We start from the raw sequence: 25,235 nt of genomic DNA, 5'->3' as shown, positions 1-25,235 counted from the left end.
TTCAGAGGCTGCCCAAGAATTCGGTCAGCAACCGGTTGACCACCGACGATTGCTCGATCTGCGGGCAGTGCCCGGCGTCGTCGACCACCACCGAACGGGCTCCGTCGATCTGCTTGGCGATCTGGGCCGCCCAGCCGCTGGGCAGGAGCTTGTCGTCGCCGCCCTCGACGACAAGCGTTGGCACGCCGATGCGTTCGTAGGCCCGCGCGCTGGACGGGGCGGAGGACGGCGTGGCGCCGGGGCGGCGGAACCTGGCCGCGGCGATGGCCTCCCATGCCCCCGGCGCGGTGCTCGACTCGTGACGGCGCCGCACGTAGTCCTCGTCGTCGGCATAGGCGGGGTCGGAAAACAGGGCTTCGACGATGCGGCGCATGGCCGGCAACGTGGCGTCATAGTTCTGCAGCGCCTCGAAATGCTGGTTCTGCTGGATTTCGCCGCCGCCGCAGATGATCACCAGGCTCCGGACCGGCAACAGCGGCGTCTCCGACGTGCTGTCGGTGAGCAGATTGATGGCGCCCATCGAATTGCCGACGAAGTGCGCCGAGCCGACGCCGAGCAATTCGCAAAACCGGGCGACGTGCCGGATCCGCATGCCGCGCCCGTCGACGAAGTCGATCACCTTGGCCGAACTTCCGTACCCCAGCATGTCCGGGGCCAGCACGCAGTAGTGTGCGGCGAGCGCGGAAATGTTGCGTTCCCAACCGAGTTCGGCACTCGCGCCGAACTCACCGCCGTGCAGGAGCACCACCGGCTCGCCCTCGCCGGCTTCCAGGTAACCGGTGGAAAGGCCGTCCACCGACAAGGTTTTGCGCTGAACGTCCATCATTTGATCGCGATCGGGTTGACCGGCGATCCGACTGCCCCAACGACTCTCAGCGGCGGGGCGATGAGCTGGAATTCGTAGACGCCATCGGCTGCGCAGTCCTCGGCCAGCGCGGTGAGATCCCAGTACTCGCCGAACATCATTCCCATGTCGCGCAGGCAGAGCAGATGCAGGGGCAGGAACACGCCCTCTACTCCCGAGACCAGGTCCTCGACCTGGAGGTTGTCGGCCGCGACCGCGGCGACCTCGTAGTCGTGCAGCCACGAGGCGCAACTCCAGTCCAGTCCGGAGAAGGGTTCGGTCTTGTCCCCGGTCTGCGCGAACCTCGTCCACCAGCCGGTCCGGATCAGCACGATGTCACCGCGTTCGATCCGCACGCCCTGCGCGCGAGCGGCATCGTCTAATTCTTCGGGTGTGATCGGATTCCCCTGCTCGAGAAAGACTTCCGCATTCCGGTGGCGGACCATATCCAGCAGCACGCCTCGCGAAGTAATACCCTTGCCGTCGACCTTGTCGATTCCGCAATGCACGGCGCCCATGCTGGTCACCGAATCCGCTCGGAAGCCGTTGTAGAGCTGCTCGTCGTAGTAGACGTGCGACAGCGCGTCCCACTGACTTGCCGCCTGTAGCGGCATGATGATCAGGTCGTCGTTGAAGCGGAACGGATTGTCATCACCCAGGTAACTGCTGAGCTGTTGGGCTATTGGGTTGCTCGCCCACCCCGGTCCGTACCGGGCCAGCGTCTTCGCGTCTCCGCCATCGATGGTCATGATATGGACCGGGTTGTGCCGATATTCGAAGGCGCCCTGCGGTCCTGACGCACCGAAGTCCACGCCGAGTGGAAAGACCCTGCCGCGCCGGACCAGGCTTGCGGCCTGGGCGATCTTTTCCTCGGTGATGAAGTTCAGCGTGCCGAGCTCGTCATCGTCACCCCAGCGGCCCCAGTTGCTGACATCGCGCGCAGCCCGGCGAAAGTCGGTCACACTGGCCACGAAGCACGCCCTTCCTCGAGTTCACGAGCTATCGCGGCGCCCACGTTTCCGCCGTCTACCCACACAACCTGACCCGAAATATAACTGGCCGCACGGCTATTGAGGAAGAGCAGCACCGCCGCCTGCTCCGCCGGTTCGGACACGCGTCCCAGCGGCTTGGGGATGTCGTCGAGGAAGCCCTGCCCGTATGCCGTACGAAGCTGGTCCAGGATCGGTGTCTCGGTGACCCCCGGCCCGGTGCAGTTGATACGGATCCCCCTGCCGCCCAGCGGCGTGGCGCTGCGCATGGTGTACAGGATGATGGCTTCCTTGGACAGTTGGTAGCCGTTGCCCAGCGCTTCGCGATGTCGATCGCACCAGTCGATCCCCTCCTGCATGGTCGCCGTGTCGAGCAACGGCGCCACCTCGCGCAGGTGCTCACGATAGGCGGCCGCCGCGAGCGAGGACACGCTGACGATGGACGATCCCGCGGTCATCTTCGGGATGAGCGCCTCGGTGAGATGGCGTAACCCCAAGAAGTTGATCGTGACGATCAACGGCGGGTTGCCCACACCCGAGGAGACCCCGGCGATGTTGAACAGCGCGTCGACCGGCCCGTCGATGGATGCCACCGCGCGATCGATCGACGCGGGATCGGCCAGGTCGATCTCGTGGAAACCGCGGATCCCGAAGTCGGGCCGGCGCTTATCCAGCCCGACGACGTCGGCCCCCAGATCGGTGAGCTGACGCACCACGTATTCCCCGATGCCCGAGGCGCATCCGGTCACCACCGCCCGGCGGCCGTCGTAGCGCCACAGCTCGTCGATTGCTGCCAAGGCTCGCCCCGACATCCTGGTATTGCTCAGGCTCTACTTCTTCTGCTGGTCCTTCGCCCGCTGCGCCGCCTGCACCCGGCCTTCGTTGATCTCCGCCATGGCTTCGGGGATCTCGCTGGCGGTGAACTTACCGCCGCGGCCGGTGGGCAGTCCACCAAACGAGTAATCCTCATCAAACTGCGGTGCGGTCGATTTCGGCCGACGCGCCTCCACCTTTTCGATGACGGGCTCGAGCCGCTTCGCCTTTTCCGCCACGGCCTTCGCGTCGCGCTCGATGAATTCCGGGAGCACCTCCTTGCCCATCAACTCGATGGATTCCATGGTGCCCTCGTGGCTGCGCGGGTTCAGCAGCAGGATGATTTCGTCGACGCCGCTTTCTTCGTAGCCGCGCAGGAATTCGCGCACCGTGGCGGGGGACCCGATCGCGCCGCGGCCCGGCCCGTACGCCAGCGTCGGATCCTTGTCGACCTCTTCGAGATACCGCTGCCACACTCCGGTCCGCCCGGGTGTGTGCACCCCGGTCATGTAGTAGTGCATGATGCCGAACGAGAAGAACCCGCCGCCCTGCCCGAGCCGCTGCAGCGCCTGCTCGTCGGTCTTGGCCACCATCATCGACAGGTCACCGCCGATGGCGAGGATGTTCGGGTTGATCCGCGGGGTGACCGGGACGCCGTTCTCTTCGAACTCCTTGTAGTAGCCGTTGACCCGCTCGGTCAGCGGGCCGGGCCCGGTGTAGGCGAAACTCAAGGCGCCGATGGCCTTTTGGGCCGCCATCTGCACGCTGGCGGGGCGTGTGCAGGCGACCCAGACCGGCGGATGCGGCTTTTGCAGCGGCTTGGGCACGACGTTGCGCGCCGGCATCTGGACGTGCTCGCCGTGGAAGCCGGTGAACGGCTCCTCGATCATGCACCGGATCGAGACCTCGAGGGCCTCCTCCCACTGAGCGCGCTTGTCGGCGGGGTCGATGTTGAATCCGCCGAGTTCGCCGACCGACGACGATTCCCCGGTGCCGAACTCGACGCGGCCGTTGGAGAGCAGGTCGAGGGTGGCGATGCGTTCGGCGACCCGGGCGGGGTGGTTGACCACGGGCGGCAGGTGCATGATGCCGAAGCCGAGGCGAATGTTCTTGGTGCGCTGGCTGGCCGCGGCCAAGAAGATCTCCGGTGCCGTCGAGTGGCAGTACTCCTCGAGGAAGTGGTGTTCGGTGAGCCACACGGTGGAGAAGCCCGCCTTGTCGGCGGCCTCGACCTCGTCGAGGCAGTCCTGCATCATGATGTGCTCGTCGTCGGGCGCCCACGGCCGCGGCAGGGCGAATTCGTAGAACAGCGAGATTTTCATTGCTACCTCCTATGAGTATTAACGGCTCGATTGGCTGCTTGTGCCGCAACGTGTTTCGCCGCGACATAGCCGAAGGTCATCGCTGGGCCGATGGTCGCGCCAGCGCCGGCATAGCTGCGGCCCATCACCGGCGCAGAGGTGTTGCCCACCGCGTAGAGCCCGGGCACCACGCTGTCATCGGCCCGCAGGACGCGGGCGTGCTCGTCGGTGCGCAGGCCGCCGGAAGTCCCTAGGTCCCCGAGTACGATCCGGAACGCGTAGTACGGCGGATCGCCCAGCGGATGCAAGTTCGGGTTGGGCAACGTGTGATCGCCGTAGTAGTTGTCGTACACGCTGTCGCCGCGGTTGAAGTCGTCGTCGTGGCCGTTGCGTGCGAGTTCGTTGAAGCGCCCGGCGGTTTCGGCGAGCTGGACCGCGGGCACGCCGATCTTGGCCGCCATTTCTTCCCACGTCATGGCCTGCTTCACCACACCCGATTCCAGCCAGGCCGGAGGAATCTTGCGCCCGGTCGGTACGGGGGCGAATGGGATCTTCGGTATCGGCAGGTGTCCGCCGACGACGTAGCGGTTGAACGACCGGTGGTCGGTGATGAGCCAGCACGGGATGTGGGTGACGCCGGATCTCTGCCCCTCGATCATGGCGTGGCCGAAATCCATGTACGGGGCCGCTTCGTTGATGAACCGTTTGCCGGCGCCGTTGACGATGAACTGCGCGGGCATCATCCGTTCGTTGAGCATGAATTGCATGCGGCCGTCCGGCCATTGGATCGCAGGGAACCACCAGGCTTCGTCGAGCAGGTCCGTGGCGGCGCCGACCTTTTGCGCCGCGCGGATACCGTCGCCCATCGCCGCCGGGTTGCCGAAGCTCCAGTCCTGGTCCACCTCGGGCAGCAGCTCCTTGCGCCAGCCGAGGTCGTGGTCGAACCCACCCGACGCCAGGATCACACCCAGCCGCGCGCCGATCCGCTTTGACTTGCCGCCGGTTTCCACCACCGCGCCGGTCACCGCTCCGTCGGCGTCGGTGAGCAGCTCGACCATCGGGGAGTCCAGCCACAGCGGGATGCCGCGTTCCCTCAGCGCCAGCCGGAGCCGGGCCGCCAGTGACTGCCCGATCGCGGCCATCCGCTCGCCGAACACCCTGGCCCTCACCATCCTCGCGATCAGCTTGAGCAACACGGCTTTGCCGGCCCAGGATTGGCGGATCCTGTAAAAGGTGCGCAACTCCTTGGGGCCCAACCAGATTCCTCTGGGCGCCAGCGCCAGCGGCTGGAGCAGCCGCTGCTCGTCGTCGCCCAGCTTGCGCAGGTCGATGGGCGGCACGTTGATGGTGCTGCCGAGTTCGGAGCCGCCGGGGAGCTCGGGGTAGTAGTCGGCATACCCGGGCTTCCAGACGAATTCGAACCAGCCGGACAGCCGCTCCAGGAATTGGAGCATCTGCGGTGCCGTCTCGACGTATTGGCGAATGCGCGCCTCGCTGACCAGGCCGTCGGTGATCAGCTTGAGATACCCCACCACGCCCTCGGGCTCGGGCGCGTAGCCCTCCCGGCGCTGGGCGGGCGCGCCCGGAACCCAGATGCCGCCGCCGGACAACGCGGTCGAACCCCCGAAGTGCGAGGACTTTTCGACCACCAGGGTGTCGAGTCCGGAGGCCTCGGCGGTCAGGGCGGCCGTCATGCCTCCCCCGCCCGACCCGACGATGAGTACGTCGACAACGTGATCGAAATCGTCCACTGCGTCCGTCATTTCGGAAGTGCCGTTCTGATGGCGAAACCGGCGATCAGCTCGGGGGCGGGCTTGTAAAAGCGTCCCGTGGTTACGTAGGGTCCCGCGGCCTCCAGCGCCGCGAAAGCCGCTACCCAGGTGCGGATTTCCTGCGCGGAGCTGCCGCCCTCATGGGCCACGAACGCGTTCGACCACTGATCCAGTTCGCTGAGCCATCCGCCGTCGATGATCTCCAGGAATCGGTGGTCCCACGCCGGGTTGAGGGGTTGCAGGTCACTGTCGCCGGCGGCGAAGCTCTTGGCCGCATCGACGACGGCCGCCTGCCGGGCCTGGCGCTGCTCGGAGGTCATCGGTCGCCCGTGCACGATGCGCTCCAGCACGGGTGGGCCCGCGGTGGCCAGCGTCGGCACGGGCGGACTGTGGGAGAGCCCACCCGAGCCCAGCACCAGGACGCGCTTGTCCAGGGTGGCGAGATAGCCACCGACGGCGGCGCCGAGCGCTCGGCAACGGTGCATCGGGCCCAGCGGCACCCCGATCGCGTTGACGAAGATCGGGATCACGGGACGCGAGATGGCGTCGCCGAACAGCTTTTCGAGCGGCTGGACCGTGCCGTGATCCACGTCCATGCTGGCCGACACCGCGATGTCGACACCCGCGTCGAGGATGGCCCGTGCGCAGTCGCCGGCGAGGTCCTCCGGCACGTCCAGTGGGCCGGCGTGGGTGCCGTAGTCCCCGACTCCGGTGGCGCTCATGCCAATACAGAACGGCGGCATCACCTTGTAGAAGAACCCGTTGTAGTGATCCGGCGAAAAGGTGACGACGAGTTCGGGATCGAAATCCTCGACAAATCCTCGCGCCTCGGCGATCGCGCCCTCGATGTCGTCAAGCAGGTCCCGCGACGGCCCCGGAAGACTCAGGAGCGGGCTGTGCGACATACAGCACAGAGCCAGTGCCACTTTGCAAATCACCCCCTTGCGGCGTCAGGGTCAGCGCGTCAAGGAGCGCGGCGCTCAGGTCGGGAGTGCGCTGAGCGATGCAGGCGCCCGCGATGCATCGGTCGGGGCGCAGGAACAACACCGAATCGGAATGGGTGTCGAACCACGCTTTGAGGTCACCACGCCGATCGCCGACGATCACGACGTCGGGGTCATCGTGCCCGGTCCAGTGCAACTGCGTCACCGGCCGCAGCGCAAAGAAGCGCGCGCCCAGCGCTTTCCAGCTTGCGAAGGCGGCTTCGCCGAGGAGTGTGCGGGGGTTGTTGTTCCAGCACAGCACCGCGAACCAGGTGCCCAGCACGTCGTCGAGCAGCACGTCCTGCCGGTCTCGGGTGTCGACTCGCGGCTGGATGAACAGCGTCCCGACCGGCGAATCACTGCGGCCGGACTCGGCGTGCACGACGGCGCCGTGCTCGTAGCGCGGCATGGGCTTGAACCGCATTTCCAGCACATATCGCTTGAGCGACGGCACGATTGACGCCGACCGCACGAGCAGGTCGCGCGCGCCGGCCACCCGTCGGTTGGTCGGCGAGATCACGCGGCCCACCATGGTGGACAGGTCGATCATCGCGCGCGCATGCTTGCGGCGCTCCACGTCGTAGGTGTCCAGCAGCTTGTCGTCAGCGCGGCCGCTCACCACCGCCGCGAGCTTCCAGCCCAGGTTGGCGGCGTCGCGAATCCCGCTGTTGTAGCCCTGCCCCTGCCACACCGGCATCAAGTGCGCGGCGTCGCCGGCCAGCAGCAGCCGGCCCCGGCGGAAAGCGCCGGCGATCCGCGAGTGGTGCGTGTAGACGCGGCGCCGGATCACGTCGACCCGGTCGGGGTGGGGCACCATCCGGGCCAGCATCTGTTGCAGGAAGGCCGGGTCTTCCGCCTGTTCGTCGGTCTCGTCGGCGTGAATCATGAACTCGAAGCGGCGAATACCGTGGGCGATCGAGATCGAGGCGTACGGGCGCTCGGGGTCGGCGCCGACCTCGCTGTTGGGGTGCCCGAGCGGGTCGTTGGCGATGTCGACCACCAGCCACCGCGTCGAGGACGTCGTCCCGTCGAACGACACCCCCATCACGCGGCGGGTCATGCTGCGACCGCCGTCGCACCCGACGACGTACCGTGCCCGCAGTCTCGTTGTGTCGCCGTTGTTCTCGACGCCGCCGCCGAGCTCGACGGTGACCCCGTCGGCGTCTTCCCGGCAGCCCGCCATCGGGCTGCCCCACCGGACCTGGACGTGGTCGAATCGGTCCAGGCCGGCCAGCAGCTCGGCATCGACGAGCGGTTGCACGAACCCATTTCGCTTCGGCCAACCGAAACGCGCGTCGGGCGGGGCCATTTCGGCAAGCACGCGGCGCTTGGCGTCCATGAAGCGCAGGATCTGGTTGGGCACCGTGTGCGGCAGCACCCGGTCGGCAAGGCCGATCGACTGGAAGGTGCGCAGCGCCTCGTCGTCGAGACCGACCCCGCGCGGGTAGTCGATGAGGGTGTCCCGCTCTTCGACCACCACCGCGCGGATCCCTTGCAGGCCAAGGATGTTGGCCAGAGTCAGCCCGACCGGGCCCGCCCCGACGACGAGGACGTCGGTCTCGGTGTCAGGTGTCTCTTGCCCCGGAGTCGCCATCAGCGACCCAGCAGGAAATCGAGATGCAGGCGGTTGAAGGTCTTGGCGTCCTCGTACTGCGGCCAGTGACCGCATCCGGGCATCACCTCGAAGCGCGCGCCGGGGATCATCGACGCGATGCGCCGGCCTTCGCTGACGTCGGCGGTAGGGTCGTCGCTGGTCCACAGCACCAGCGTCGGGGCGATGATCGAGCCGTACTCGGCCGGACCGAGGATGTTGCGTGCCCGAATCTCGGGATCCTGCAACGCCATGATGTCGCGCATGGCGGAGACGAATCCCGGTTGGCGATAGACGCGTTGGCGGCTGGCGACCAGGTCGTCGTAGTCCTGGGACTTGTCGGCCATCAACCATTTGATCCGCGCCTGCACCGTTTCCCAGGTGGGGTCCTCGGCCGCCGCCATGGACAGGGTGATGATCCGCTGCATCACGGCGGGGTCGGCCTGCGAGCCGCCGGCGGTGTTGAGCACCAGGCGGTCGACCACGTCGGGGTGGTCGACGGCGGCGCGCGCGGCCACCCAGCCGCCCAGGGATTCGCCGCTGATGCACGCCCGATCGACACCGATGGTGCGCAGCACGGCCATCAGGTGCTCGACGTAGTGGTGGACCTCCAGTGGGTGGCCCGGCTTGTCGGTGTAACCGTGACCCAGCATGTCGATCGACCAGGTCCAGAAATGATCCGCATGGGCGGCCAGGTTGCGCACGTAGGCCTCGGCGTGACCGCCGGATCCGTGCAGCAGAACCAGCACCGGCTTGCCGGGGTCCCCGGCCCGCAGGTAGCGGGTCCGTATTCCTCCGGCGTCGAGGTAGCCCTGCTCAAACGCGACGCCCTGGAGATCGCTCCAGATGCTCTCGAACTCCGCCACGGTCCTGTCCGACCTCCAGATCGGGGAAATCTCGTTCTCGTTTTCGACGTACTTCGTGTGCTAATATCGCACACTAATGTGCGTTATATATAGAGCTTCGCTCTCGCTGGAAGGTCTGTCAAGGCTGTGACTGGTTCCGGTACCGGGTCGCAAACCCTGGCCAGGGGCCTCACCGCCCTGCAGATGGTGGCCGATTCCCCCGCCGGGCTCACCGTGCAGCAGCTCGCCGATCAGGTCGGGGTGCACCGCACGATCGCCTACCGGTTGCTGACGACGCTGGCGGAGTTTCGGCTGGTGGCCAAAGGTGAGGACGGGCGTTACCGCCCCGCGGCCGGTCTCGCCGTGCTGGGCGCGTCGTTCGACCGCAACGTGCGCCAGCTGAGTCTGCCGACGTTGCGCGCGCTGGCCGACGACCTCGGCACGACGGTGTCGTTGCTCATCGCCGAGGGCGACCAGCAGGTGGCGATCGCGGTCATCGTGCCCAGCCACGTCGCCTACCAGCTCTCCTTTCACGAGGGCAGTCGGTACCCGCTCGACCGCGGCGCCGCCGGGATCGCCTTGCTCGCGAGCATGCCACCGCGCCCGGGCGAGCGGGAGCTGGTGGCGCGGGCGCGCGAGCGCGGATGGGTGACGACCTACGGCGAGATCGAACCGAATACCTACGGGCTGGCCGTGGGGGTGCGCCGCCCGGCGCCGTCCCCACCGACGTGCATCAACCTCATCTCGCACCGAGAAGACGTGGTGATGCGCGGGAAAGACGCGGTCGTCAAAGCCGCCAAGGAGTTGTCGGAGCTACTGAGCTAGCCGTTGAGCTGAAGGGATAGCAGTCCATGTCATGGGACCACGAGGTCGACGTCGTCGTGCTCGGCAGTGGCGGCGCGGGGCTCACCGCCGCACTGACCGCGGTCGTGGCGGGCGCGTCGGTGGAGGTTTACGAAAAGGCCGCGACGGTCGGCGGGACCACCGCCGTGTCGGGCGGCATCGTGTGGATCCCCGCCCATAACCGTTCTCCCGACGGCGAATTGACGCCCGCCGACGCGTTGCAATACCTGCGCGCCCAGTCGCTCGGCTCGATGGACGACGAGCTGGTCGAGACGTTCGTGCGCACGGGTCCGGCGATGCTCGACTTCATCGAGGCGCACAGCGGCCTGCAGTTCGAGATCGCGACCGGCTTCCCCGACTATCGGCCGGAGTTGCCGGGCGGACGACCGACGGGCGGCCGATCGCTGAGCGCGGCCCCGTTCGATCTCGCGCAGCTGGGCGAATGGGCAACGCGGATCACGTCTTTCCCGGCCGACTGGTCCAACGTGGGTTTCGATGCCGAGACCAGGGCACGCCTGCACGCGGCGATCGACGAACGGACCGGCCACCTGTGTGTCGCCGGCACGGCGCTGATCGCGGGTCTGCTGAAGGGCCTGCTGGATGCCGGGGTGACCCCCCATACCAATGCGCGGGCCGAGGAACTCATTGCCGACGGTTCAGAGGTGACCGGGGTGCGCGTCGCCCTGCCGGAACGGACGATCAGAGTTCGCGCGCGACGCGGGGTCATCCTGGGCACCGGCGGCTTCGAGTGGGATCCGGCTCTGACACAAGCCTTTCTGCGCGGCCCCATGCACGGCGCGGTCTCTCCACCCAACGACACCGGCGACGGGCTGCGCATGGCCATGGCCCACGGGGCCGACCTGGCCAACATGGGCGAGGCGTGGTGGGTGCCGATCGTCCAGATCCCGGGCGACACCATCGAAGGCAAGCCACGCAGCCGCAGCGTGCGTCTGGAAAGAACGCGACCGCGCAGCATCATCGTCAATTCCGCGGGGCAGCGCTTCGTCAACGAAGCGTGCGACTACAACTCGATGGCCGGCGCGTTCCATTATCTGGATCCTCGCGGCGGGTACGTCAACGATCGCGGATGGATGGTGTTCGACTCGGTTCATCTGCAGCGCTACGGATTTCTTGGTGTGGAGCCGGGACAGCCCGTCCCGGATTGGTTCTGCGAGTCGGCGGACCTGGCCGAGTTGGCCGCCAAGACCGGCATCGACCCCGGCGGTTTGGCTCGCACCGTCGAGAGCTGGAACCGTCACGTGGCCGACGGGGAAGACCCCGACTTCGGGCGTGGTTCCAGCGCCTACGACGGCTACTGGGGTGACGACAGCGCGACGACGCAGGCCGGCAAGACGCTGGGACCGATCGACACCGCCCCGTACTACGCGGTGCCGGTGAGCATCGGTGCGATGGGCACCAAGGGTGGCCCGCGCACCGATCACGACGCCCGCGTCCTGCACGTCGGTGGCGAGCCGATACCGGGGCTTTTCGCCGCCGGCAACGCGATGGGCGGAGTGACCGGGCGAGCCTACGGGGGCGCGGGCGGAACACTGGGTCCGGCAATGGTTTTCGGCTACCGTGCGGGTCACGCGGCCGCGACCGGAAAGTCCGTCGACCTTAAATAGCGTTTTGGCGCCGAAAGTGGGCTCTAGGTACGAAAGCCGCCGCGGGTTCGTTCACAAGCCCCACGCTCGGCGTTACTGGGGGATCGCTCGTCGTAGCCCAGCTCGTCGCTGACCATGCTGCGCGGCGCGTTTACGGGCGGCCGCGGACAACAGTTGTGTCACGAGCGGATGAGGTTCCTCGACGGTGGAGCGACTCTGCGGAACGAACAACGTGGCGATGTAGTACGGGTGGTCCGCTAACTCCAGGACGCGAGCTTCCTCGTGGTCGTCGACTCCGGTGACGCGCAATCCGGCTGCTTCCAGCGCTGGTCGATAGGTTTCATTCAATCCGAAGTTGCAATAGTAATTTTCATAAATCCGTCGCTTCCCATAGCACTGCGCAGCCAGTGATCCAGGCTGGAGGTTGACCGGCATGGTTCGGCCCGCCAGGGAACACGTCAATGAAGAGATGAACAACACCGATCCGTACGGATCGTATTCGGCGTGCTCCGCATCTTTGAAGCCGAGGACATTGCGGGCAAATTCAAGAACGATGTGCTGGTATCCGCCACAGGTACCCAACGTTGGCACATGGTTTTCGCGCCCAAAACGTAAAGCAGCAAGGGCTCCGCGCAAACTGCGGTATGGACTACCGGGAGCACACCACAGCGCATCGGCGGCAACGATCGGCCGGAGGTCGGCTTCCAGCGATTCGGTTGCCAGCCATGTAATCGAGGCGTGCAGACCCAGCAATGTCGCTGAGTGGCTTATCGCCCTGTTGGTCGCGATATGAGGACCATAGGAACTGTCGAAGTCGCCAACCACCGTAATGCTTAACGGCTCGGTCATTGGGGCTCTTTCGTTCGAAGGCCCTCCCAGCGTGGCAGCTTGCCTCGCTACACACCAATCCTTTTTGGTACGAGATTCGAACGTAACTCACAATGATGCTGGCACAATTGGTCCGACCTGCGTCATTCTGAGCTGATGGTGGCCTACGACCGGATCGGTGCTACCTATCGCAGCACCCGCCGGCCCGACCCGCGGATCGCTTCGCAGGTGCGCGACGCGCTCGCCACGATGGGCACCGTCGTCAACGTCGGGGCGGGAACCGGTTCATACGAGCCGGGCCAGACCGTCGCCGCGATCGAGCCCAGCATGGTGATGATCGCCCAGCGCCCTCCCGGCTCGGCGCAGTGTGTCCAGGCCGTGGCGGAGGCATTGCCCCTGCGGGACAAGTGCGTTGACGCCGCAATGGCGTTGTTGACCGTGCATCATTGGGGCGATCTCTCCGCCGGGATCGCCGAGCTGCGCCGGGTCAGCCGCCACCGAATCGTGATATTCACCTGGGATCAAGCAGTGATCGACGACTTCTGGTTGCTGCGTGAGTATCTGCCCGACGCCGCTCGCATCAATAAGGCGCTGTACGTACCGATTGAACGACTGGTGGAGCTGCTGGGCGGCGCGCAGGTGCACACCGTACCGATACCGCATGACTGCACCGACGGATTCGGCGCCGCCTTTTGGCGCCGGCCCGAGGCCTACCTCGACGCCACCGTCCGCGCCGGCATCTCGATGCTGGCCTACGCCGATGAAGGCGCCTTGGCCGACGGGCTGGGCCGGCTCGCAGCCGACCTGCGCTCGAGACGATGGCAACGACGACACGCGGAACTCCTTGAACAACAACAGCTCGACGCCGGCTACCGCCTGCTCATCAGCGATTGCGGCTAAGGATCAATAGGGGAGCCTCGTCGGTGCTAGCGCCGGCGATAGCGCAAGCCAAACACACTTCATGCCAACCAAACTGGTGCCCGGGTGACTGGTGTGACCGACGAAGCGGGTCCACCGGACGGTGCGAGCGCCGTCAGTCCTTCAGCGGCACTTCGACGCAGACGTGCGTGCCCACCGGGACATCGAAAAAGACCGTTGCTCCCCCGGCGGCCTCCACCCTGGCGCGGTGTGACGCCAGGCCGATGTGCCCCTCCCCCAGGCGATGCGTGACGGTCTCGGGGCTGAACCCGACGCCGTCGTCGACCACATGCAAAACGCAGGTCCCATCGGTGATCCCGAGCCTGACCGACGCGTTGCGCGCCGCGGAATGTCGCACGACGTTGGACAGCAACTCACGCACCATCGCGAACACCACGGGATCGATGGCATTGCGCGCCGAATAGTCGATGTCCGTGGCGATCTCGATGCCCGAGCGCTCGGCGGTGAACTCCGCAAGCTGCTGGACCGCGGCGCCGAGCCCGACCTGCTCGAGAACCGCCGGATGGAGCTCAAACGTGGCCTGCCGCAGTCGTTCCGAGGCCTGCTGCAGTCCGGCCGATGCCCGCACGATGCGCTCATCGCCCGGGAATGCGGTATCCAGTTCGTCCAGCTCTTGGCGCACCGCCAGGATGTCTTGCAGCGGTCCGTCGTGAATGAACTCCGAGATCCGGCGCGCCGCCTCGTCCGAGGCGGTCATCGTCTGGGCAAGCAGTTCCTCCCGTAAGGCGCTCAGCCCGGCCACCGAGCGCGTATGCCGCTCCTCGATCCGCACCACCAGGAAGGCCGCGCAGCACAGGAACGCATAGAGCAGGAACCGAAATCCCGCCTCCGGCAATCGGACCGCGCTCGTCATCACCGGGTCTTGCAGCACGGCGATCGCGAACCCGAGCATGGAGAAGATGAGCACCACCGCCGCGCGGCGCGAAGAGACATCGAGCCCCAGCAGGACCGGCAACATGGCCATGATCAGCAGCGGGTAGACCCCGTCGGTGGACAGCAGCTGAAAGACCGTCAGTGCGACGATGTCGATGACGGTGAACGCGAACGGCTCCAGTCGCCCAATCGCGACCAATCGGCCCATCCCGATCCATCGCCGGAAAGGCGCGAAGGCCAACGCCGCGGCGCAGGCCGCGACGCAGGCGTACAGGACGATCAGCACGCTTTCTTGCGGCCACTCGTGCCGGTCGGTGCCGATGATCATGGCCGCGACCATCAGTCCCACGACACCGATCCGAAGCACCGAGCCGATTCGATACGAGCGCAATTGATGAATCGTGCGCACCCGTTCCAGTTCCGCGTCACCGGCCCCTGCCACCCGATCACCGTACTCATCGAGGCACGCCGCCTCGGGGCAAACTGAAAAATGACTCATCGGCCGACACAGAAAAGGCGAACGCCGTTGCTTGGCAAACCGCTACACTGTCGGCCATGGTTGGCGCGACTGCCCCCGAAACGGTGCGGGTGGTCGTCGCCGATGACCATCCGCTCTTTCGTGAGGGCGTGGTGCGCGCACTGTCGTCGAGCGGCTCGGTCAACGTCGTCGCCGAGGCGGAAGACGGCTCTGCGGCACTGGAATTGATCAAGGTGCACGAACCCGACGTCGCGCTGCTCGACTACCGGATGCCGGGCATGGACGGCGCGCAAGTGGCGGCGGCAGTGCGAACCCAGGGTTTGGCCACCCGAGTGTTGCTGATCTCGGCGCACGACGAGTCGGCGATCGTGTATCAGGCGCTGCAGCAGGGGGCCGCCGGGTTCGTGCTGAAGGACTCGACGCGCGGCGAGATCGTCAAAGCCGTCCTCGACTGCGCGCTGGGCCGCGACGTCGTGGCCCCCGCACTCGTCGGCGGCCTCGCCGCAGAAATCCGCCAGCGCGCGGAACCGTCGGCGCCCGTGCTGAGTGCGCGAGAGCGCGAGGTGCTCAACCGAATCGCGCGCGGTCAAAGCATCCCGACGATCGCGGGCGAGCTCTACGTGGCCCCGTCGACGGTCAAAACGCATGTGCAGCGCCTCTACGAGAAGCTCGGCGTCAGCGATCGCGCGGCCGCGGTCGCCGAGGCGATGCGACAAGGTCTGCTCAACTAGCCGCCGACCAGGGGTTTGGCGCCCGCTCAGCCTCGGCCCCCACCAACGCTTTTGCGGACGCGATCGCCTCGGCCACCAGGTGGCGGGCGCCGCGTTCCACCTCGTAGAGCCGGTCGGCGTCGACGCCCTCGGCAATCAGCTGCCGTCGCGCAAACACCAGCGGATCCATCGCCACGGGGTGATTGGTCCGGTAGGTGATCGCCTCGACGAGGGTGGGCCCACCGCCGGCACTCGCCCGTTGCACCGCTTCGGCGACCGAGGCGCTCACGGCGGCGACGTCCCTCCCGTCGACCGACAGCATGGGCATCCCGTCGGTCTCATAGGCGCGGCGGCGCGCATCGGGCCCGCCACGGATGTTCTCCACGACGAACACCACCGGCAGCCGCCAGGTCACGGCGATCTTTGCGGCCGTGGTGAATTCGACGGAGTGCGCGTCACGACCGCCGACGACACACAGCGTGACCTTGCCTTCGCCGGTCATCCGCTGCGCGTTGGCGTCGCCGAGGGCGAACAGGGTCGACTGCCCCAGAACGCTTTCGTTGGCCAGCGCTTGCTTCCAATCGGCAGCGCCGGTTTTGCGCGACGCGCCGCGGGCTTTGCCGATCGTCTCGGCGATGACCGGACCCAGTGGCAGGGCCAGGCCGACGTGCTGGGCGTGCCGGATATGCGGCGCGGTGGCATTGACGATGTCACCGGGGCGAAGCGCCGCAGCCGTGCCGACGGCCACCGCCTCTTGCCCGAATTCCATCCGCACGGCCTCGTCGACCAGGCCGTCGCCGCGTGCCTCTTCCAGCGCCATGTCGAGCAGCCGCAAGACCCACATCCGGCGATACGGCTCCAGCCGGTCGTCGTGCCCAGACACTGTCGGCAGCGCAGGTGTGTGAGTCATGTGCCGGACCTCCTCCGTCTCAAGCGATCTGCTCGACGCTCAACGTAGGACGGTCGCGCGCGGCATACCTCCGCCGATCGGTCCGCAAAGGTGATGAATGCCCGTTCCCCCGATTGGGGGACAAACGGGTCGTCAGTCCGCCTGAGGTGTGCGCGGCGCGAGCAGCCGGTCGGCCGCCGTGTAGGGGTCCTGATCGCCGTCGACGACGGCCTCGGCGAGCCGGTCGAGGTCAGGTTGGGTCCGCAGCCGGGTCTGGGCCAGCGACAGGATCTGTGCACGGGCGCGGGCCAGCCGGCGGGCGCGGCTGTCGGTGCGGCGGTGGTCCTCGATGACGCCCATGAGCTCGTCGATGCCCTCGCCCTTGGCGGCGATCAACGACACGATCGGGGCGCTGGTCTCGGCCCGAAGGTCTCGGACCGTCTGCTTGGCGCCGTCCCGGTCCGCCTTGTTGACCGCCACGATGTCGGCGACCTCCAGCACCCCGGCCTTGGCGGCCTGGACGGCGTCGCCCGCACCGGGATTGAGAATGACGACGGTCGGGTCGGCGACGGCGGCGATCTCGATCTCGGACTGCCCCACCCCGACGGTCTCGAGCAGGACGACGTCGTAGCCGATCGCCCCCACCAGGCGGATGGCCGCCGGAACCGCGGCCGCCAGCCCGCCGAGATGGCCCCGGGTCGCCACCGAGCGGATGAGGACGTCGGAGTCGTTGATATGCGCGGCCATTCGAATGCGATCCCCCAGGAGCGCGCCGCCGCTGAACGGGGACGACGGGTCCACGGCCAGCACCGCCACCCGGCAACCCCGCGCGCGGTAGGCGCCGACCAGGGCGGCGACCGTCGTCGACTTGCCCGCGCCCGGCGGCCCGGTGATGCCGATGACGGGCCCCACGCGCTCGGGCGCGGGGCCGATCGCCGCCAGGACCTCGTCGCGCTGCTCCCCCTCGACGAGGCTGAGCAGCCGTCCCGCCGCGCGGGGAGATCCGTTGCGCGCGCGGTCGATCAGCTCAGCGATGATCATGTACGCATTATGGAGCCGCGACCTCGATCACCGTCGCCGAGCCCATCCCGCCGCCGGCGCACATCGCCGCGACGCCGATCCCGCCGCCGCGGCGGCGCAATTCGTGCACCAGTGTGACGAGCATCCGGGCTCCGGTCGCCGCGACGGGATGCCCCAGCGAGCAGCCACTGCCGCTGACGTTGACCTTTTCGGGGTCAAGGTCGAGGAGCTTGATGGTGGCCACGCACATCGCCGCGAAGGCCTCGTTGATTTCAAACAGGTTCACGTCTGCGACCGAAAGGCCAGCGCGGCCAAGAGCTTTCGGGATCGCCTCGACCGGCGCCAAACCGGTGATCGCCGGGTCGACGCCGACCGACGCCCAGGACCGGATGGTGGCCAGCGCCGGCAGCCCGAGTCGGTCGCTGGCGATCGTCAACGCCGCGGCTCCGTCGTTGGCGCCGCAGGCGTTGCCCGCGGTGATGGAAAAGCCCTCGATTTCGGGGTGCAGCGGCTTGAGCGCGGCCAGCTTCTCCATGCTGGTGTCGCGTCGCGGGTGTTCGTCGACCGAGAACAACCCGTGTGGGGTGTCGATGGGGACGATCTCCTCTTTGAAGCGGCCTTCGTCGATGGCGGCGATGGCGTTGCGGTGCGAGCGCAGCGCCCAGGCGTCCATCTCCTCGCGGGTCACGCCGGCCTTGACGGCGGCGTTCCAGCCGACGGTGATCGACATGTCCATGTTGGGCGCGTCGGGGCGGTCCGGGTGGGTCGGCGGGAACCAGTCGACCCAGTCGCCGTCCACCTGCATCCGGGACCGCGGCGACGTGGATGCCGAGTTCACGCCGCCGGCGATGACGAGTTGGTCCATTCCCGCGCGCACGCTCGCCGCCGCGCTCTGCACGGCCGCCTGGCCCGCCGCGCAGTGGCGATTGTTGGCCAAGCCGGGCACCTGGGTCAGGCCCGCGGTGAGGGCCGCGTGGCGCGCCAGCACACCGCCGCCGTAGAGGCCTTCGCCCAGGATCACGTCGTCGACCTGCGCCGGGTCGAGATCCGCTGCCGCTTCGGTGACGACGTGGTGCGCCAGATCGAACGCGCTGGTGTCGCGCAGGGTCCCCTTGCGGGCCGTGCCGATGGGGGTGCGCAGGGCGGACACGATGACGGCTTCAGGCACGGGTCTTCTCCAGTTCGGCCGGTGGGTGCGCGGCGGTGAAAGCCACGCGCGCAATCACGAGAATACTATTCTCTCAACACGAGAGTACGCGTTGCAACAAGCGGCCGAAGACCGATCAGTTGGTGCGGTCGGACCATCCCGGCGGGAGGCGGTCGGGGCCGGTGTCGATGACGCTCTCGTCGTCGGTTCCGACGTATTCGAACAGGGTGATGTAGGCGAATTCGGGGACTTCGTAGATCGGGTAGGTCGGGCCTTGATCTCGGTAGGCCCGCATCTCATCAAGGTGTTCATTCTGGTAACAGACAGTGCGCTCGCCGTGCACGCGGATCCACTGGGGGAAGAAGATGACGCCGTGGATGCGCCGCTTGGACGGCAGAACGTTGACCGCCACACAGGTTCCGGTGGGTTCGGTCCAGGAGATCTTGAAACTGTCGTCGTCGAGCTGGACGAGGTTGACCTCCTGGCCCTTGACCCAGCGGCCACCGACATGCCCGGAGTGAATGCGGTAGTCGATTGTGGTGGCGTTCTTGACGTACATCTCGTACTGCCATCCGTTGGCGTAGGTGTAGATAAAGCGGTGCCCGACGATTCCCGAAAAGTCTTGCGGTGGAATCGGGTTTGCGACGCTGGTCATTGCCGTTCCTCCTGTGGGTCTCGGCCGTGCTGGCTGCCACGGTGATGATCCTGCCAGGGACGCCGCGCCGCTCATACAGCACAGCAGGCTTACACCGATGCGCCCGCCGGCGTGAGCGGTGGCCCTGCGGAAAGCGCGCAGGTCTGCGATGGTGGATAAATGGCTGAGGGAAGGATCACGGTCCCGGGCGGCGAAGTGTGGTTCGAACGGACCGGAGGCGGCACGGGTCTGCCGCTGCTCGTCATACACGGCGGCCCCGGCCTACCGCACGGCTACCTGCGGTCGCTGGGGCGCTTGGCCACGCAGCGCGAAGTCATCTTCTGGGATCAGCTGGGTTGCGGGAAATCCAAATGCCCGCCAAACCACAAGCTTTGGACGATGGATCGCTCGGTGGCCGAGGTGGACGCCGTGGTGCGGGCCCTGGGGCTGGATCGTTTCCATCTTTTCGGCAATTCCTGGGGTGGGATGTTGGCCCAGCAATACATGCTCGACGCGACCCCCTCGGGCGTCGCCAGCCTCACCATCTCGAACAGCATCGCGTCCATTCCGGAGTTCGCGAAGATGGTGGCGCGCTTGAAGTCCGAGCTGGATCCGGCCACCCAGGCGGCCATCGACCGGCATGAAGCCGCCGGCACCACCTATGCGCCCGAATACCAGGCCGCGATACGCACCTGGAACGAAACCTACCTGTGCCGGGTGCGACCCTGGCCACGTGAGCTCGAGGACGCGTTCAGAGGCATGGGTGCGGAAATCTTCGAGACGATGTTCGGCCCCAGCGATTTTCACATCGTCGGGACGATCCGGGATTGGGACGTGTTCGAGCGCCTGCCCGAAATCTCCTCGCCCACAATGCTGCTCGCGGGCCGCTACGACGAATGCGTGCCGGAACACATGTTTGCGATGCACCAGCGCATAGCGGGCTCCCGGTTCGAGCTGTTCGAGTCCAGCGCCCACATGCCGTTCATCGAAGAGCCGGACAAGTTCGACGCGGTGATGCGTGACTTCCTGCACCGCCACGACGCCTGAGGCCACCGCGGGCCGACAGCCTCAGTTTTTCTTGGCCGCGTTGAATTTCGCGACGTTGGCCCGGAAGTCCTCGGTGACAAAGGACTGGCTCTCGGCCGACAGCGCGTAGTCCAGGCTGGCCAGCACGGCGCGCTCCAGGTGGATGTTGAGCACCCGCTTGGTGCTCTCCACCGCCTGCTGGGGCAGTTCCAGAATCTTTTTCGCACAGGCGATCGCCTCCGAGACCGGGTCGGCCACCACGTGGTTGGCCAGTCCGAGTTCGACGGCGCGCGGCGCCTTGATGCGGGTTCCGGTCAGCGCGAACTCCTTGGCCAGCAGCAGGCTGATGTGCAGCGGCCAGGTCAGCGGGCCGCCGTCGGCGGCCACCAGGCCCACCTGCACGTGCGGGTCGGCCAGATAGGCGTCCTCGGCGATGTACACGATGTCGCTGAGCGCGACCAGGCTGCAGCCCAGCCCGACGGCGGGGCCATTGACGGCCGCCACCACGGGAATTCGGCACCGTGCCATGCCCAGCACGATCTCGCGCCCGTCCCGGATGGTTTTCGCGCGCAGCTCGGCGTCGTTCGCCAGCTCTTCCAGGTAGGTGAAATCGCCGCCGGCCGAGAATGCCCTGCCGGCGCCGGTGATGACCGCGGCGCGGGCGGTGGGGTCGTCGGTCAACCGCTGCCACAGCCGCGCGAGCCCGACGTGCAGGTTGTCGTTGACCGAGTTGAGCGACTCCGGCCGGTTGAGGGTGATGATGCGCAGCGCGCCGTCGGCCTGGACATCGATTTCGGTAGGCATGTCGTACACGTCAGACTCCTTCGATGATCGTGACCCGCTTCACCCGGGCTTCGCCCGCGTTCGCGATCACTCCTACTTCAACGGTCGTGACCCGCTTCACCCGGGCTTCGCCCGCGTTCGCGATCACTCCTACAATCCCAAGATTCGTGAGGCGATGATGTTCTTCTGTATTTGTGATGTCCCGCCCATGACGCTCTGCGCCCGGCTGTACAGGTAGGCGCTGAGCAGATCGGGATCACGCGTGCCCGCGACGGCCAGGGCGGCGTGCCCGACGGATTGTTCCACCCAGGTCATCAGCAGCTTGTCCAGCGAGCCTTCCGAGCCGTGCGAAACCCCGTCGAGCTGTTCGGACAACCGCCGCCGCACGTGATGGGTCAGCATGTCCGACTGGACCGCGGCCCACGCCAGCTCCTCGGGCACGTCACCGTCGTTCCGCGACAACAACTCTCGGACGAGCTTGCCGTAGCGGGCGGCGTATCCCAGTGTGGAGGGCTCGCGTTCGTGCCCGACGACGGTCATGGCCACCGCCCAGCCGTCCCCGGGAGCACCGACCATCCGGTCCGCCGGGACCGTGGCATCGTCGAAGAACACCTGGCCGAATTCGTTGGTCACGCCGTTGATCATCTGCAGCGGGCGCTGTTGCACGCCAGGCTGTTTCATCTCCAGGACGAACGCCGACAGGCCGCGGTGACGCTTGGCCGCGGGATCGGTGCGCGCGAGCAGCAGGCACCAGTCGGCCACGTCGGAATAGCTGGTCCAGATCTTGTGCCCGTTCACCACGTACTTGTCGCCCTCGAGGCGGGCGGTGGTGGTCAGCGAGGCCAGATCCGAACCGGCGCCCGGCTCGCTGAAGCCCTGGCACCACCGCTCGCTGCCGTTGATGATGCCGGGCAGGAAGCGCTTGCGCACCTCGTCGTTGGCGTGCTCGCCGATGCCGTACACCAGATAGCCGACGCTGGGTCGCGGCGGTGCGCCCGCGCGCACCAGCTCCTCGTCGACGATGACGTCGTAGACCGGCGCCAGGTCCTGCCCGCCCCACTCGCGGGGCCAGGACAGGCCGAAAAAGCCGTTGTCGTACAGGGCGCGATGCCAGTCGGCCATGCGCGCCCAATACTCGTCCCCGGTGTCGGAGAACTCCTTGGCGTGCGCCGAAAGCCAGGTGCGCAGCCGCTCCCGGAAGGCGGCCTCGTCGGGTGAGTCACGAAAGTCCAAGATCGATCTCCTTCAACGCGACCGGCCACAGCTCGGTCGAGGTCAGGGCGCGGCGCAGGTAGACGTGCGCCACGCATTCCCAGGTGTTGCCGATGCCGCCGTGCACCTGAATGGCCGTCTCACAGACGGTTCGGGTGGCGCGCGCGCAATAGACCTTGGCGATCTGGGCGGCCCGAATGGCTTCGGCGGGTGCCAACTCGTCGACGGCCCACGCGGCGTGGCGCAACACGCTGACCGAACCTTCAATCAGCGCAAGGCTTTCGGCCAGCAGATGCGCGATGGCTTGATACGACCCGATCTGCTTGCCGTATTGTTCGCGGATCTTGGCGTAGTCGCAGGCGACGGCGTGCGCGCCGCGCGCGACGCCGACCAGGTCTGCCGTCGTCGTGACCAGAGCCAGTGCCCGCCACTGCTCGGCAGCCTCAGGGGACACCTCGCCCAGCGCCACCGGCGAACCCACGATCGTCGCCTCGGCCCGCGTGAGGTCGACGCCATCGGTCAACGCCTTGACATCGACGGCCGAGACCGACCCGCCCGAGAGCGCTAACGCACGCCGCGCGCCGCGAGCGTCGATCACCCGATCGTCGACCGCGACCGTTGTCCCCGAGGCGTCTTCGCCGATGTGACGGGCGAGATCGTCGGCAAGCACCGGGCCGAGAAACGGCGTGTCAACCAGACGACGCCCCAATTCCTCTGCCACGATGGCCACTTCGACGCCGGAGGCCCCATCGGAGCGCAACGAGCGCCAGCCCGTGGACTCGATCTGCTTGTCCAGGCGCGTGATTCGGTTCTGGTCGTCGAGATCCTGGACCGTTGCCGGTCCCAGATCGTCGGCCAGCTTGGCGGCGGCGTCGCGTAATTGCTGTTGTTCAGTTGTCAGACGTACATCCATGGCGCTCCTTCAGCACTCGGCGCAGCACCTTGCCCGAGGGCAGGCGGGGAATTTCAGGCACAAACACCACTCGGCTCAGGTGTTTATAGGACGCCAACTTCTCGTCCACCAGGGCGGTCAGCTGGGACGCGTCGACGGGCGCGGACGTCGCGACCGCGGCGACGATCGCCTCGCCGTTGGTTCCGTCGGGAATCCCGAACACCGCACAGTCTTTCACCGCCGGATGATCGTGCAACACCGTCTCGATCTCGGCGGGGGCGACCTGGAAGCCGCGGACTTTGATCATCTCCTTGAGGCGGTCGGTGATCCGCAGCCAGCCGCCGGTGTCCAGCCACCCGACGTCTCCGGTCCGATACCAGCCATCCCGGATCGCCTCGCCGGTCGCTTCTGCCGGCAGGTAGCCGGCCATGAGCGACGCCGACCGGGCCTGAATCTCACCGACCTCACCGGGGCCGACCGGCTCGCCCGTCTCCAGCGAGACGACCCGCAGGTCCACACCGGGTACCGCGCGACCGACGGTGTCGAGTCGCGCGTCCTCGATCGGATTACAGGCGATGACAGGCAATTCCGTGGTCCCGTAGGCCGGAAGCCAGCTCACGCCGGTGCGCCGGGTCACGGTCTGCGCGACGTTGGCGTTGACCGGTGTGGCTCCCCACATGATGTAGCGCAGCGACGACAGGTCATAGGATTCCAGGCCAGGGTGCGAGGCGATGGCGAGCGCGATCGGCGCGACCGCCATTTCCACTGTGATGCGGTCACTTTCGATGTGGTGCAGCACCCGGTCGATGTCGAACCGGCGGTGCAGCCGCACGCAGGCGCCCGTCTCCCACGCGGTCAGCAGGTTCAGCAGCCCGAGGATGTGTGACGGTGGCGTGGCAACTTGGATCCGGTCATGGTGCGTCAGTTGCAGCGCGTGGCGCCAGTGCCGCACGGCCTCGTCCAGCGAGGCGTGGGTGTGGCGGACGGCCTTGGGCAGGCCGGTGGTGCCGGAGCTGAACACCAGCACCGCGTCGGCCTCAGCCGGCGGCGCAGGACCGGTGGCCGGGTCGGCCGGTGGGACGGGCTCGTCCAGGTGCAGCATCGGCATCAGGCCGGACAGCACGGGGTGGTCGCCGACGGCGTGCGCGGGACCCGTCAGCGCGAGCGCGTGGTCGACCTCGTCGCGTTTCCAGGCCGGGCTGATGAGGACGGCCGTGGCGGCCAGCCGCCAGATCGCGAGCACCACGGCCAGGAACTCCGGCCGGTTGGACGCCATGACCGCGACCCGCTGACCTGCTGTGACGCCGTCTTTGGCCAGGGCCGCGGACCATCCGTCGGCCAACGCGTGGAGTTCGGGCGCGCTGAATCGCCGTTCCTCGAACACGAGCGCCGCCGGCTCGGTCACGTCCCGTCCTTCCCTGACAGACCGGGCTGACCCGACATCCATACAAGTCTTGAGAAGATGCTATCGCTTCGTGAGAATAGTATTCTCTATACTGAAGAATGCAAGTACGGAAGGGGGCGGTCTACGTGACGGTCACCCGGATCATCGAGGAGACCCCACGGGTGACAGATCCGGCCACAAACGGCTCCGGCGCCGGAACCGTGACGATTCATCTCGACCGCAAAAAGGTCTCGGTGCCCAGGGTGCCGGGCGAGACGCTCCTGGAGACCGCGCGGCGCGCCGGGCTGGAGCCGCCGTTCAGTTGCGAGGCCGGCAACTGTGGGACGTGCATGGCCAAGCTCGAAGAGGGGCACGCCACCATGCGGGTCAACGACGCTCTCGAACCCGACGAGGTCGAAGAGGGCTACATTCTGACGTGCCAGGGCGTTCCGGATACGGACTCGATCACGGTGCGCTACGAGTAGCAGCCAGGAGAGATTGCGATGGCCAAGGGCATCATCCTCGTGGAAAGTCGGCCCAGCTCGCCCGAACGGGAAGACGAGTACAACACCTGGTACGACGAAGTGCACCTGGGTGAGCTGGTGGCGCTGGACGGATTCGTCTCGGCACGTCGACTGCGACCCGTCGACGGCGACGGCCCCTACATGGCCATCTACGAGATCGAAGGCGACGATCTGCAGGCAATCCTGGACAACATGATCGCCAACGGGCCGCAGCTGCACATGTCCGACGCCCTGCAGCTGGACCCGCCGCCGATTCCACGACTGCTCGAAACCACCACCGAGTGCAGCGGCTGACCGAGCTCGCGTCGCGC

25 protein-coding genes are annotated in these 25,235 nt (G+C 67.1%); 7 read left to right on the top strand and 18 right to left on the bottom strand.

Annotation, left to right across the window (positions count from 1 at the left end):
- Nucleotide 1: 1 nt before the first annotated feature.
- Genes OCU_RS28650 through OCU_RS28615 form a run of 8 tightly spaced genes read right to left on the bottom strand, consistent with a single transcriptional unit; the run spans nucleotide 2 to nucleotide 9,159 of the window.
- Complete coding sequence (locus tag OCU_RS28650; protein WP_014379149.1) at nucleotides 2-823, bottom strand: alpha/beta fold hydrolase; 822 nt, start codon at nucleotides 821-823, stop codon at nucleotides 2-4.
- Entirely contained in the window at nucleotides 823-1,815 is a 993-nt protein-coding gene (locus tag OCU_RS28645; RefSeq protein WP_038535020.1) for a cyclase family protein, read from the bottom strand. The genes OCU_RS28650 and OCU_RS28645 overlap by 1 nt, the downstream gene beginning before the upstream one ends.
- Nucleotides 1,803-2,630 (bottom strand): coniferyl-alcohol dehydrogenase, encoded by an 828-nt coding sequence (locus tag OCU_RS28640; protein WP_041787020.1) that lies wholly within the window; start codon nucleotides 2,628-2,630, stop codon nucleotides 1,803-1,805. The genes OCU_RS28645 and OCU_RS28640 overlap by 13 nt, the downstream gene beginning before the upstream one ends.
- Before the next feature lie 33 nt (nucleotides 2,631-2,663).
- Nucleotides 2,664-3,968: an LLM class flavin-dependent oxidoreductase gene (locus tag OCU_RS28635; protein WP_008253613.1), complete on the bottom strand. Its 1,305-nt coding sequence runs from the start codon at nucleotides 3,966-3,968 to the stop codon at nucleotides 2,664-2,666.
- Nucleotides 3,969-3,970: 2 nt separating this feature from the next.
- Nucleotides 3,971-5,698, bottom strand: coding sequence for an FAD-binding protein (locus tag OCU_RS28630; protein WP_014379146.1), 1,728 nt, complete (start codon nucleotides 5,696-5,698; stop codon nucleotides 3,971-3,973).
- Nucleotides 5,699-5,706: 8 nt separating this feature from the next.
- On the bottom strand, nucleotides 5,707-6,624 hold the full coding sequence (locus OCU_RS28625) for a 3-carboxyethylcatechol 2,3-dioxygenase (RefSeq protein ID WP_036458220.1): 918 nt from the start codon (nucleotides 6,622-6,624) through the stop codon (nucleotides 5,707-5,709).
- Nucleotides 6,572-8,296, bottom strand: coding sequence for a bifunctional 3-(3-hydroxy-phenyl)propionate/3-hydroxycinnamic acid hydroxylase (locus OCU_RS28620; protein WP_008253610.1), 1,725 nt, complete (start codon nucleotides 8,294-8,296; stop codon nucleotides 6,572-6,574). Before OCU_RS28620 ends, OCU_RS28625 begins: the two co-directional genes overlap by 53 nt.
- Entirely contained in the window at nucleotides 8,296-9,159 is an 864-nt protein-coding gene (locus tag OCU_RS28615) for an alpha/beta fold hydrolase (RefSeq protein WP_009954391.1), read from the bottom strand. The genes OCU_RS28620 and OCU_RS28615 overlap by 1 nt, the downstream gene beginning before the upstream one ends.
- Before the next feature lie 126 nt (nucleotides 9,160-9,285).
- Between OCU_RS28615 and OCU_RS28610 the strand changes: the two genes are divergently transcribed.
- Both OCU_RS28610 and OCU_RS28605 read left to right on the top strand, forming a co-directional pair.
- Nucleotides 9,286-9,963, top strand: a complete 678-nt coding sequence (locus tag OCU_RS28610) for an IclR family transcriptional regulator (RefSeq protein WP_036458218.1) — start codon at nucleotides 9,286-9,288, stop codon at nucleotides 9,961-9,963.
- 26 nt (nucleotides 9,964-9,989) lie between these two features.
- Nucleotides 9,990-11,606 (top strand): FAD-dependent oxidoreductase, encoded by a 1,617-nt coding sequence (locus tag OCU_RS28605; protein WP_009954395.1) that lies wholly within the window; start codon nucleotides 9,990-9,992, stop codon nucleotides 11,604-11,606.
- 72 nt (nucleotides 11,607-11,678) lie between these two features.
- Here OCU_RS28605 and OCU_RS50130 read toward each other — a convergent pair whose 3' ends face one another.
- On the bottom strand, nucleotides 11,679-12,434 hold the full coding sequence (locus OCU_RS50130) for a CTP synthase C-terminal region-related (seleno)protein (protein ID WP_014710968.1): 756 nt from the start codon (nucleotides 12,432-12,434) through the stop codon (nucleotides 11,679-11,681).
- A 135-nt stretch (nucleotides 12,435-12,569) separates the two neighbouring features.
- Here OCU_RS50130 and OCU_RS28600 point away from each other — a divergent pair, with 135 nt between their 5' ends.
- The gene (locus OCU_RS28600; RefSeq protein ID WP_014379143.1) at nucleotides 12,570-13,313 is read left to right on the top strand and encodes a class I SAM-dependent methyltransferase; all 744 of its coding nucleotides are present in this window, start codon (nucleotides 12,570-12,572) and stop codon (nucleotides 13,311-13,313) included.
- Nucleotides 13,314-13,446: 133 nt separating this feature from the next.
- Here OCU_RS28600 and OCU_RS28595 read toward each other — a convergent pair whose 3' ends face one another.
- Nucleotides 13,447-14,667 carry a sensor histidine kinase gene (locus OCU_RS28595; protein WP_014379142.1) on the bottom strand — a complete coding sequence of 407 codons (1,221 nt, stop codon included), beginning with the start codon at nucleotides 14,665-14,667 and terminating at the stop codon, nucleotides 13,447-13,449.
- Nucleotides 14,668-14,780: 113 nt separating this feature from the next.
- Between OCU_RS28595 and OCU_RS28590 the strand changes: the two genes are divergently transcribed.
- Nucleotides 14,781-15,434, top strand: a complete 654-nt coding sequence (locus OCU_RS28590) for a response regulator (RefSeq protein WP_041787019.1) — start codon at nucleotides 14,781-14,783, stop codon at nucleotides 15,432-15,434.
- On the opposite strand, the gene OCU_RS28585 is transcribed toward OCU_RS28590, so the two are convergent.
- The 4 genes from OCU_RS28585 to OCU_RS28570 form a co-directional block, all read right to left on the bottom strand.
- Complete coding sequence (locus tag OCU_RS28585) at nucleotides 15,427-16,323, bottom strand: thiamine pyrophosphate-dependent enzyme (protein ID WP_044059197.1); 897 nt, start codon at nucleotides 16,321-16,323, stop codon at nucleotides 15,427-15,429. The two genes, OCU_RS28590 and OCU_RS28585, sit on opposite strands and share 8 nt — an antisense overlap.
- Before the next feature lie 132 nt (nucleotides 16,324-16,455).
- A complete protein-coding gene (meaB, locus tag OCU_RS28580; RefSeq protein ID WP_008253597.1) occupies nucleotides 16,456-17,343 on the bottom strand; it encodes a methylmalonyl Co-A mutase-associated GTPase MeaB in 888 nt (295 codons plus the stop codon).
- Between the two features lie 7 nt (nucleotides 17,344-17,350).
- Nucleotides 17,351-18,490 carry a thiolase family protein gene (locus OCU_RS28575; protein ID WP_008253595.1) on the bottom strand — a complete coding sequence of 380 codons (1,140 nt, stop codon included), beginning with the start codon at nucleotides 18,488-18,490 and terminating at the stop codon, nucleotides 17,351-17,353.
- Nucleotides 18,491-18,605: 115 nt separating this feature from the next.
- Complete coding sequence (locus OCU_RS28570) at nucleotides 18,606-19,124, bottom strand: phenolic acid decarboxylase (RefSeq protein WP_008253587.1); 519 nt, start codon at nucleotides 19,122-19,124, stop codon at nucleotides 18,606-18,608.
- A gap of 159 nt (nucleotides 19,125-19,283) precedes the next feature.
- Between OCU_RS28570 and OCU_RS28565 the strand changes: the two genes are divergently transcribed.
- The gene (locus tag OCU_RS28565; RefSeq protein ID WP_041787018.1) at nucleotides 19,284-20,150 is read left to right on the top strand and encodes a proline iminopeptidase-family hydrolase; all 867 of its coding nucleotides are present in this window, start codon (nucleotides 19,284-19,286) and stop codon (nucleotides 20,148-20,150) included.
- Between the two features lie 21 nt (nucleotides 20,151-20,171).
- Here the strand turns inward: OCU_RS28565 and OCU_RS28560 are convergent, their stop codons facing one another.
- The 4 genes from OCU_RS28560 to OCU_RS28545 form a co-directional block, all read right to left on the bottom strand.
- The gene (locus OCU_RS28560; RefSeq protein WP_008253578.1) at nucleotides 20,172-20,942 is read right to left on the bottom strand and encodes an enoyl-CoA hydratase/isomerase family protein; all 771 of its coding nucleotides are present in this window, start codon (nucleotides 20,940-20,942) and stop codon (nucleotides 20,172-20,174) included.
- Between the two features lie 120 nt (nucleotides 20,943-21,062).
- Nucleotides 21,063-22,145: an acyl-CoA dehydrogenase family protein gene (locus OCU_RS28555; protein WP_009954403.1), complete on the bottom strand. Its 1,083-nt coding sequence runs from the start codon at nucleotides 22,143-22,145 to the stop codon at nucleotides 21,063-21,065.
- Nucleotides 22,132-23,037 (bottom strand): acyl-CoA dehydrogenase family protein, encoded by a 906-nt coding sequence (locus OCU_RS28550; RefSeq protein ID WP_009954405.1) that lies wholly within the window; start codon nucleotides 23,035-23,037, stop codon nucleotides 22,132-22,134. Before OCU_RS28550 ends, OCU_RS28555 begins: the two co-directional genes overlap by 14 nt.
- Nucleotides 23,015-24,421, bottom strand: a complete 1,407-nt coding sequence (locus tag OCU_RS28545) for a class I adenylate-forming enzyme family protein (RefSeq protein WP_009954406.1) — start codon at nucleotides 24,419-24,421, stop codon at nucleotides 23,015-23,017. Before OCU_RS28545 ends, OCU_RS28550 begins: the two co-directional genes overlap by 23 nt.
- A 125-nt stretch (nucleotides 24,422-24,546) precedes the next feature.
- On the opposite strand from OCU_RS28545, the gene OCU_RS28540 reads away from it, so the two are divergent.
- A complete protein-coding gene (locus tag OCU_RS28540) occupies nucleotides 24,547-24,885 on the top strand; it encodes a 2Fe-2S iron-sulfur cluster-binding protein (RefSeq protein WP_014379137.1) in 339 nt (112 codons plus the stop codon).
- 18 nt (nucleotides 24,886-24,903) lie between these two features.
- Entirely contained in the window at nucleotides 24,904-25,218 is a 315-nt protein-coding gene (locus tag OCU_RS28535; RefSeq protein WP_009954407.1) for a DUF4286 family protein, read from the top strand.
- The last annotated feature ends 17 nt before the right edge of the window (nucleotides 25,219-25,235 follow it).

Source organism: Mycobacterium intracellulare ATCC 13950 (genome assembly GCF_000277125.1).
GTDB classification, from domain to species: domain Bacteria; phylum Actinomycetota; class Actinomycetes; order Mycobacteriales; family Mycobacteriaceae; genus Mycobacterium; species Mycobacterium intracellulare.
Note: the sequence above shows the minus strand (reverse complement) of the source record. Positions and strands in the feature narration are given on the sequence as shown.

Bases quoted from the DNA above. Each gene is read 5' to 3' on its own strand.
- OCU_RS28650 (WP_014379149.1), bottom strand. From the start codon at position 823: ATGGACGTTCAGCGCAAAACCTTGTCGGTGGACGGCCTTTCCACCGGT.
- OCU_RS28535 (WP_009954407.1), top strand. From the start codon at position 24,904: ATGGCCAAGGGCATCATCCTCGTGGAAAGTCGGCCCAGCTCGCCCGAA.
- OCU_RS28550 (WP_009954405.1), bottom strand. From the start codon at position 23,037: ATGGATGTACGTCTGACAACTGAACAACAGCAATTACGCGACGCCGCC.
- OCU_RS28565 (WP_041787018.1), top strand. From the start codon at position 19,284: ATGGCTGAGGGAAGGATCACGGTCCCGGGCGGCGAAGTGTGGTTCGAA.
- OCU_RS28635 (WP_008253613.1), bottom strand. From the start codon at position 3,968: ATGAAAATCTCGCTGTTCTACGAATTCGCCCTGCCGCGGCCGTGGGCG.
- OCU_RS28620 (WP_008253610.1), bottom strand. From the start codon at position 8,296: ATGGCGACTCCGGGGCAAGAGACACCTGACACCGAGACCGACGTCCTC.
- OCU_RS28605 (WP_009954395.1), top strand. From the start codon at position 9,990: ATGTCATGGGACCACGAGGTCGACGTCGTCGTGCTCGGCAGTGGCGGC.
- OCU_RS28600 (WP_014379143.1), top strand. From the start codon at position 12,570: ATGGTGGCCTACGACCGGATCGGTGCTACCTATCGCAGCACCCGCCGG.
- OCU_RS28625 (WP_036458220.1), bottom strand. From the start codon at position 6,624: ATGTCGCACAGCCCGCTCCTGAGTCTTCCGGGGCCGTCGCGGGACCTG.
- OCU_RS50130 (WP_014710968.1), bottom strand. From the start codon at position 12,434: ATGACCGAGCCGTTAAGCATTACGGTGGTTGGCGACTTCGACAGTTCC.
- OCU_RS28570 (WP_008253587.1), bottom strand. From the start codon at position 19,124: ATGACCAGCGTCGCAAACCCGATTCCACCGCAAGACTTTTCGGGAATC.
- OCU_RS28590 (WP_041787019.1), top strand. From the start codon at position 14,781: ATGGTTGGCGCGACTGCCCCCGAAACGGTGCGGGTGGTCGTCGCCGAT.
- OCU_RS28585 (WP_044059197.1), bottom strand. From the start codon at position 16,323: ATGACTCACACACCTGCGCTGCCGACAGTGTCTGGGCACGACGACCGG.
- meaB (WP_008253597.1), bottom strand. From the start codon at position 17,343: ATGATCATCGCTGAGCTGATCGACCGCGCGCGCAACGGATCTCCCCGC.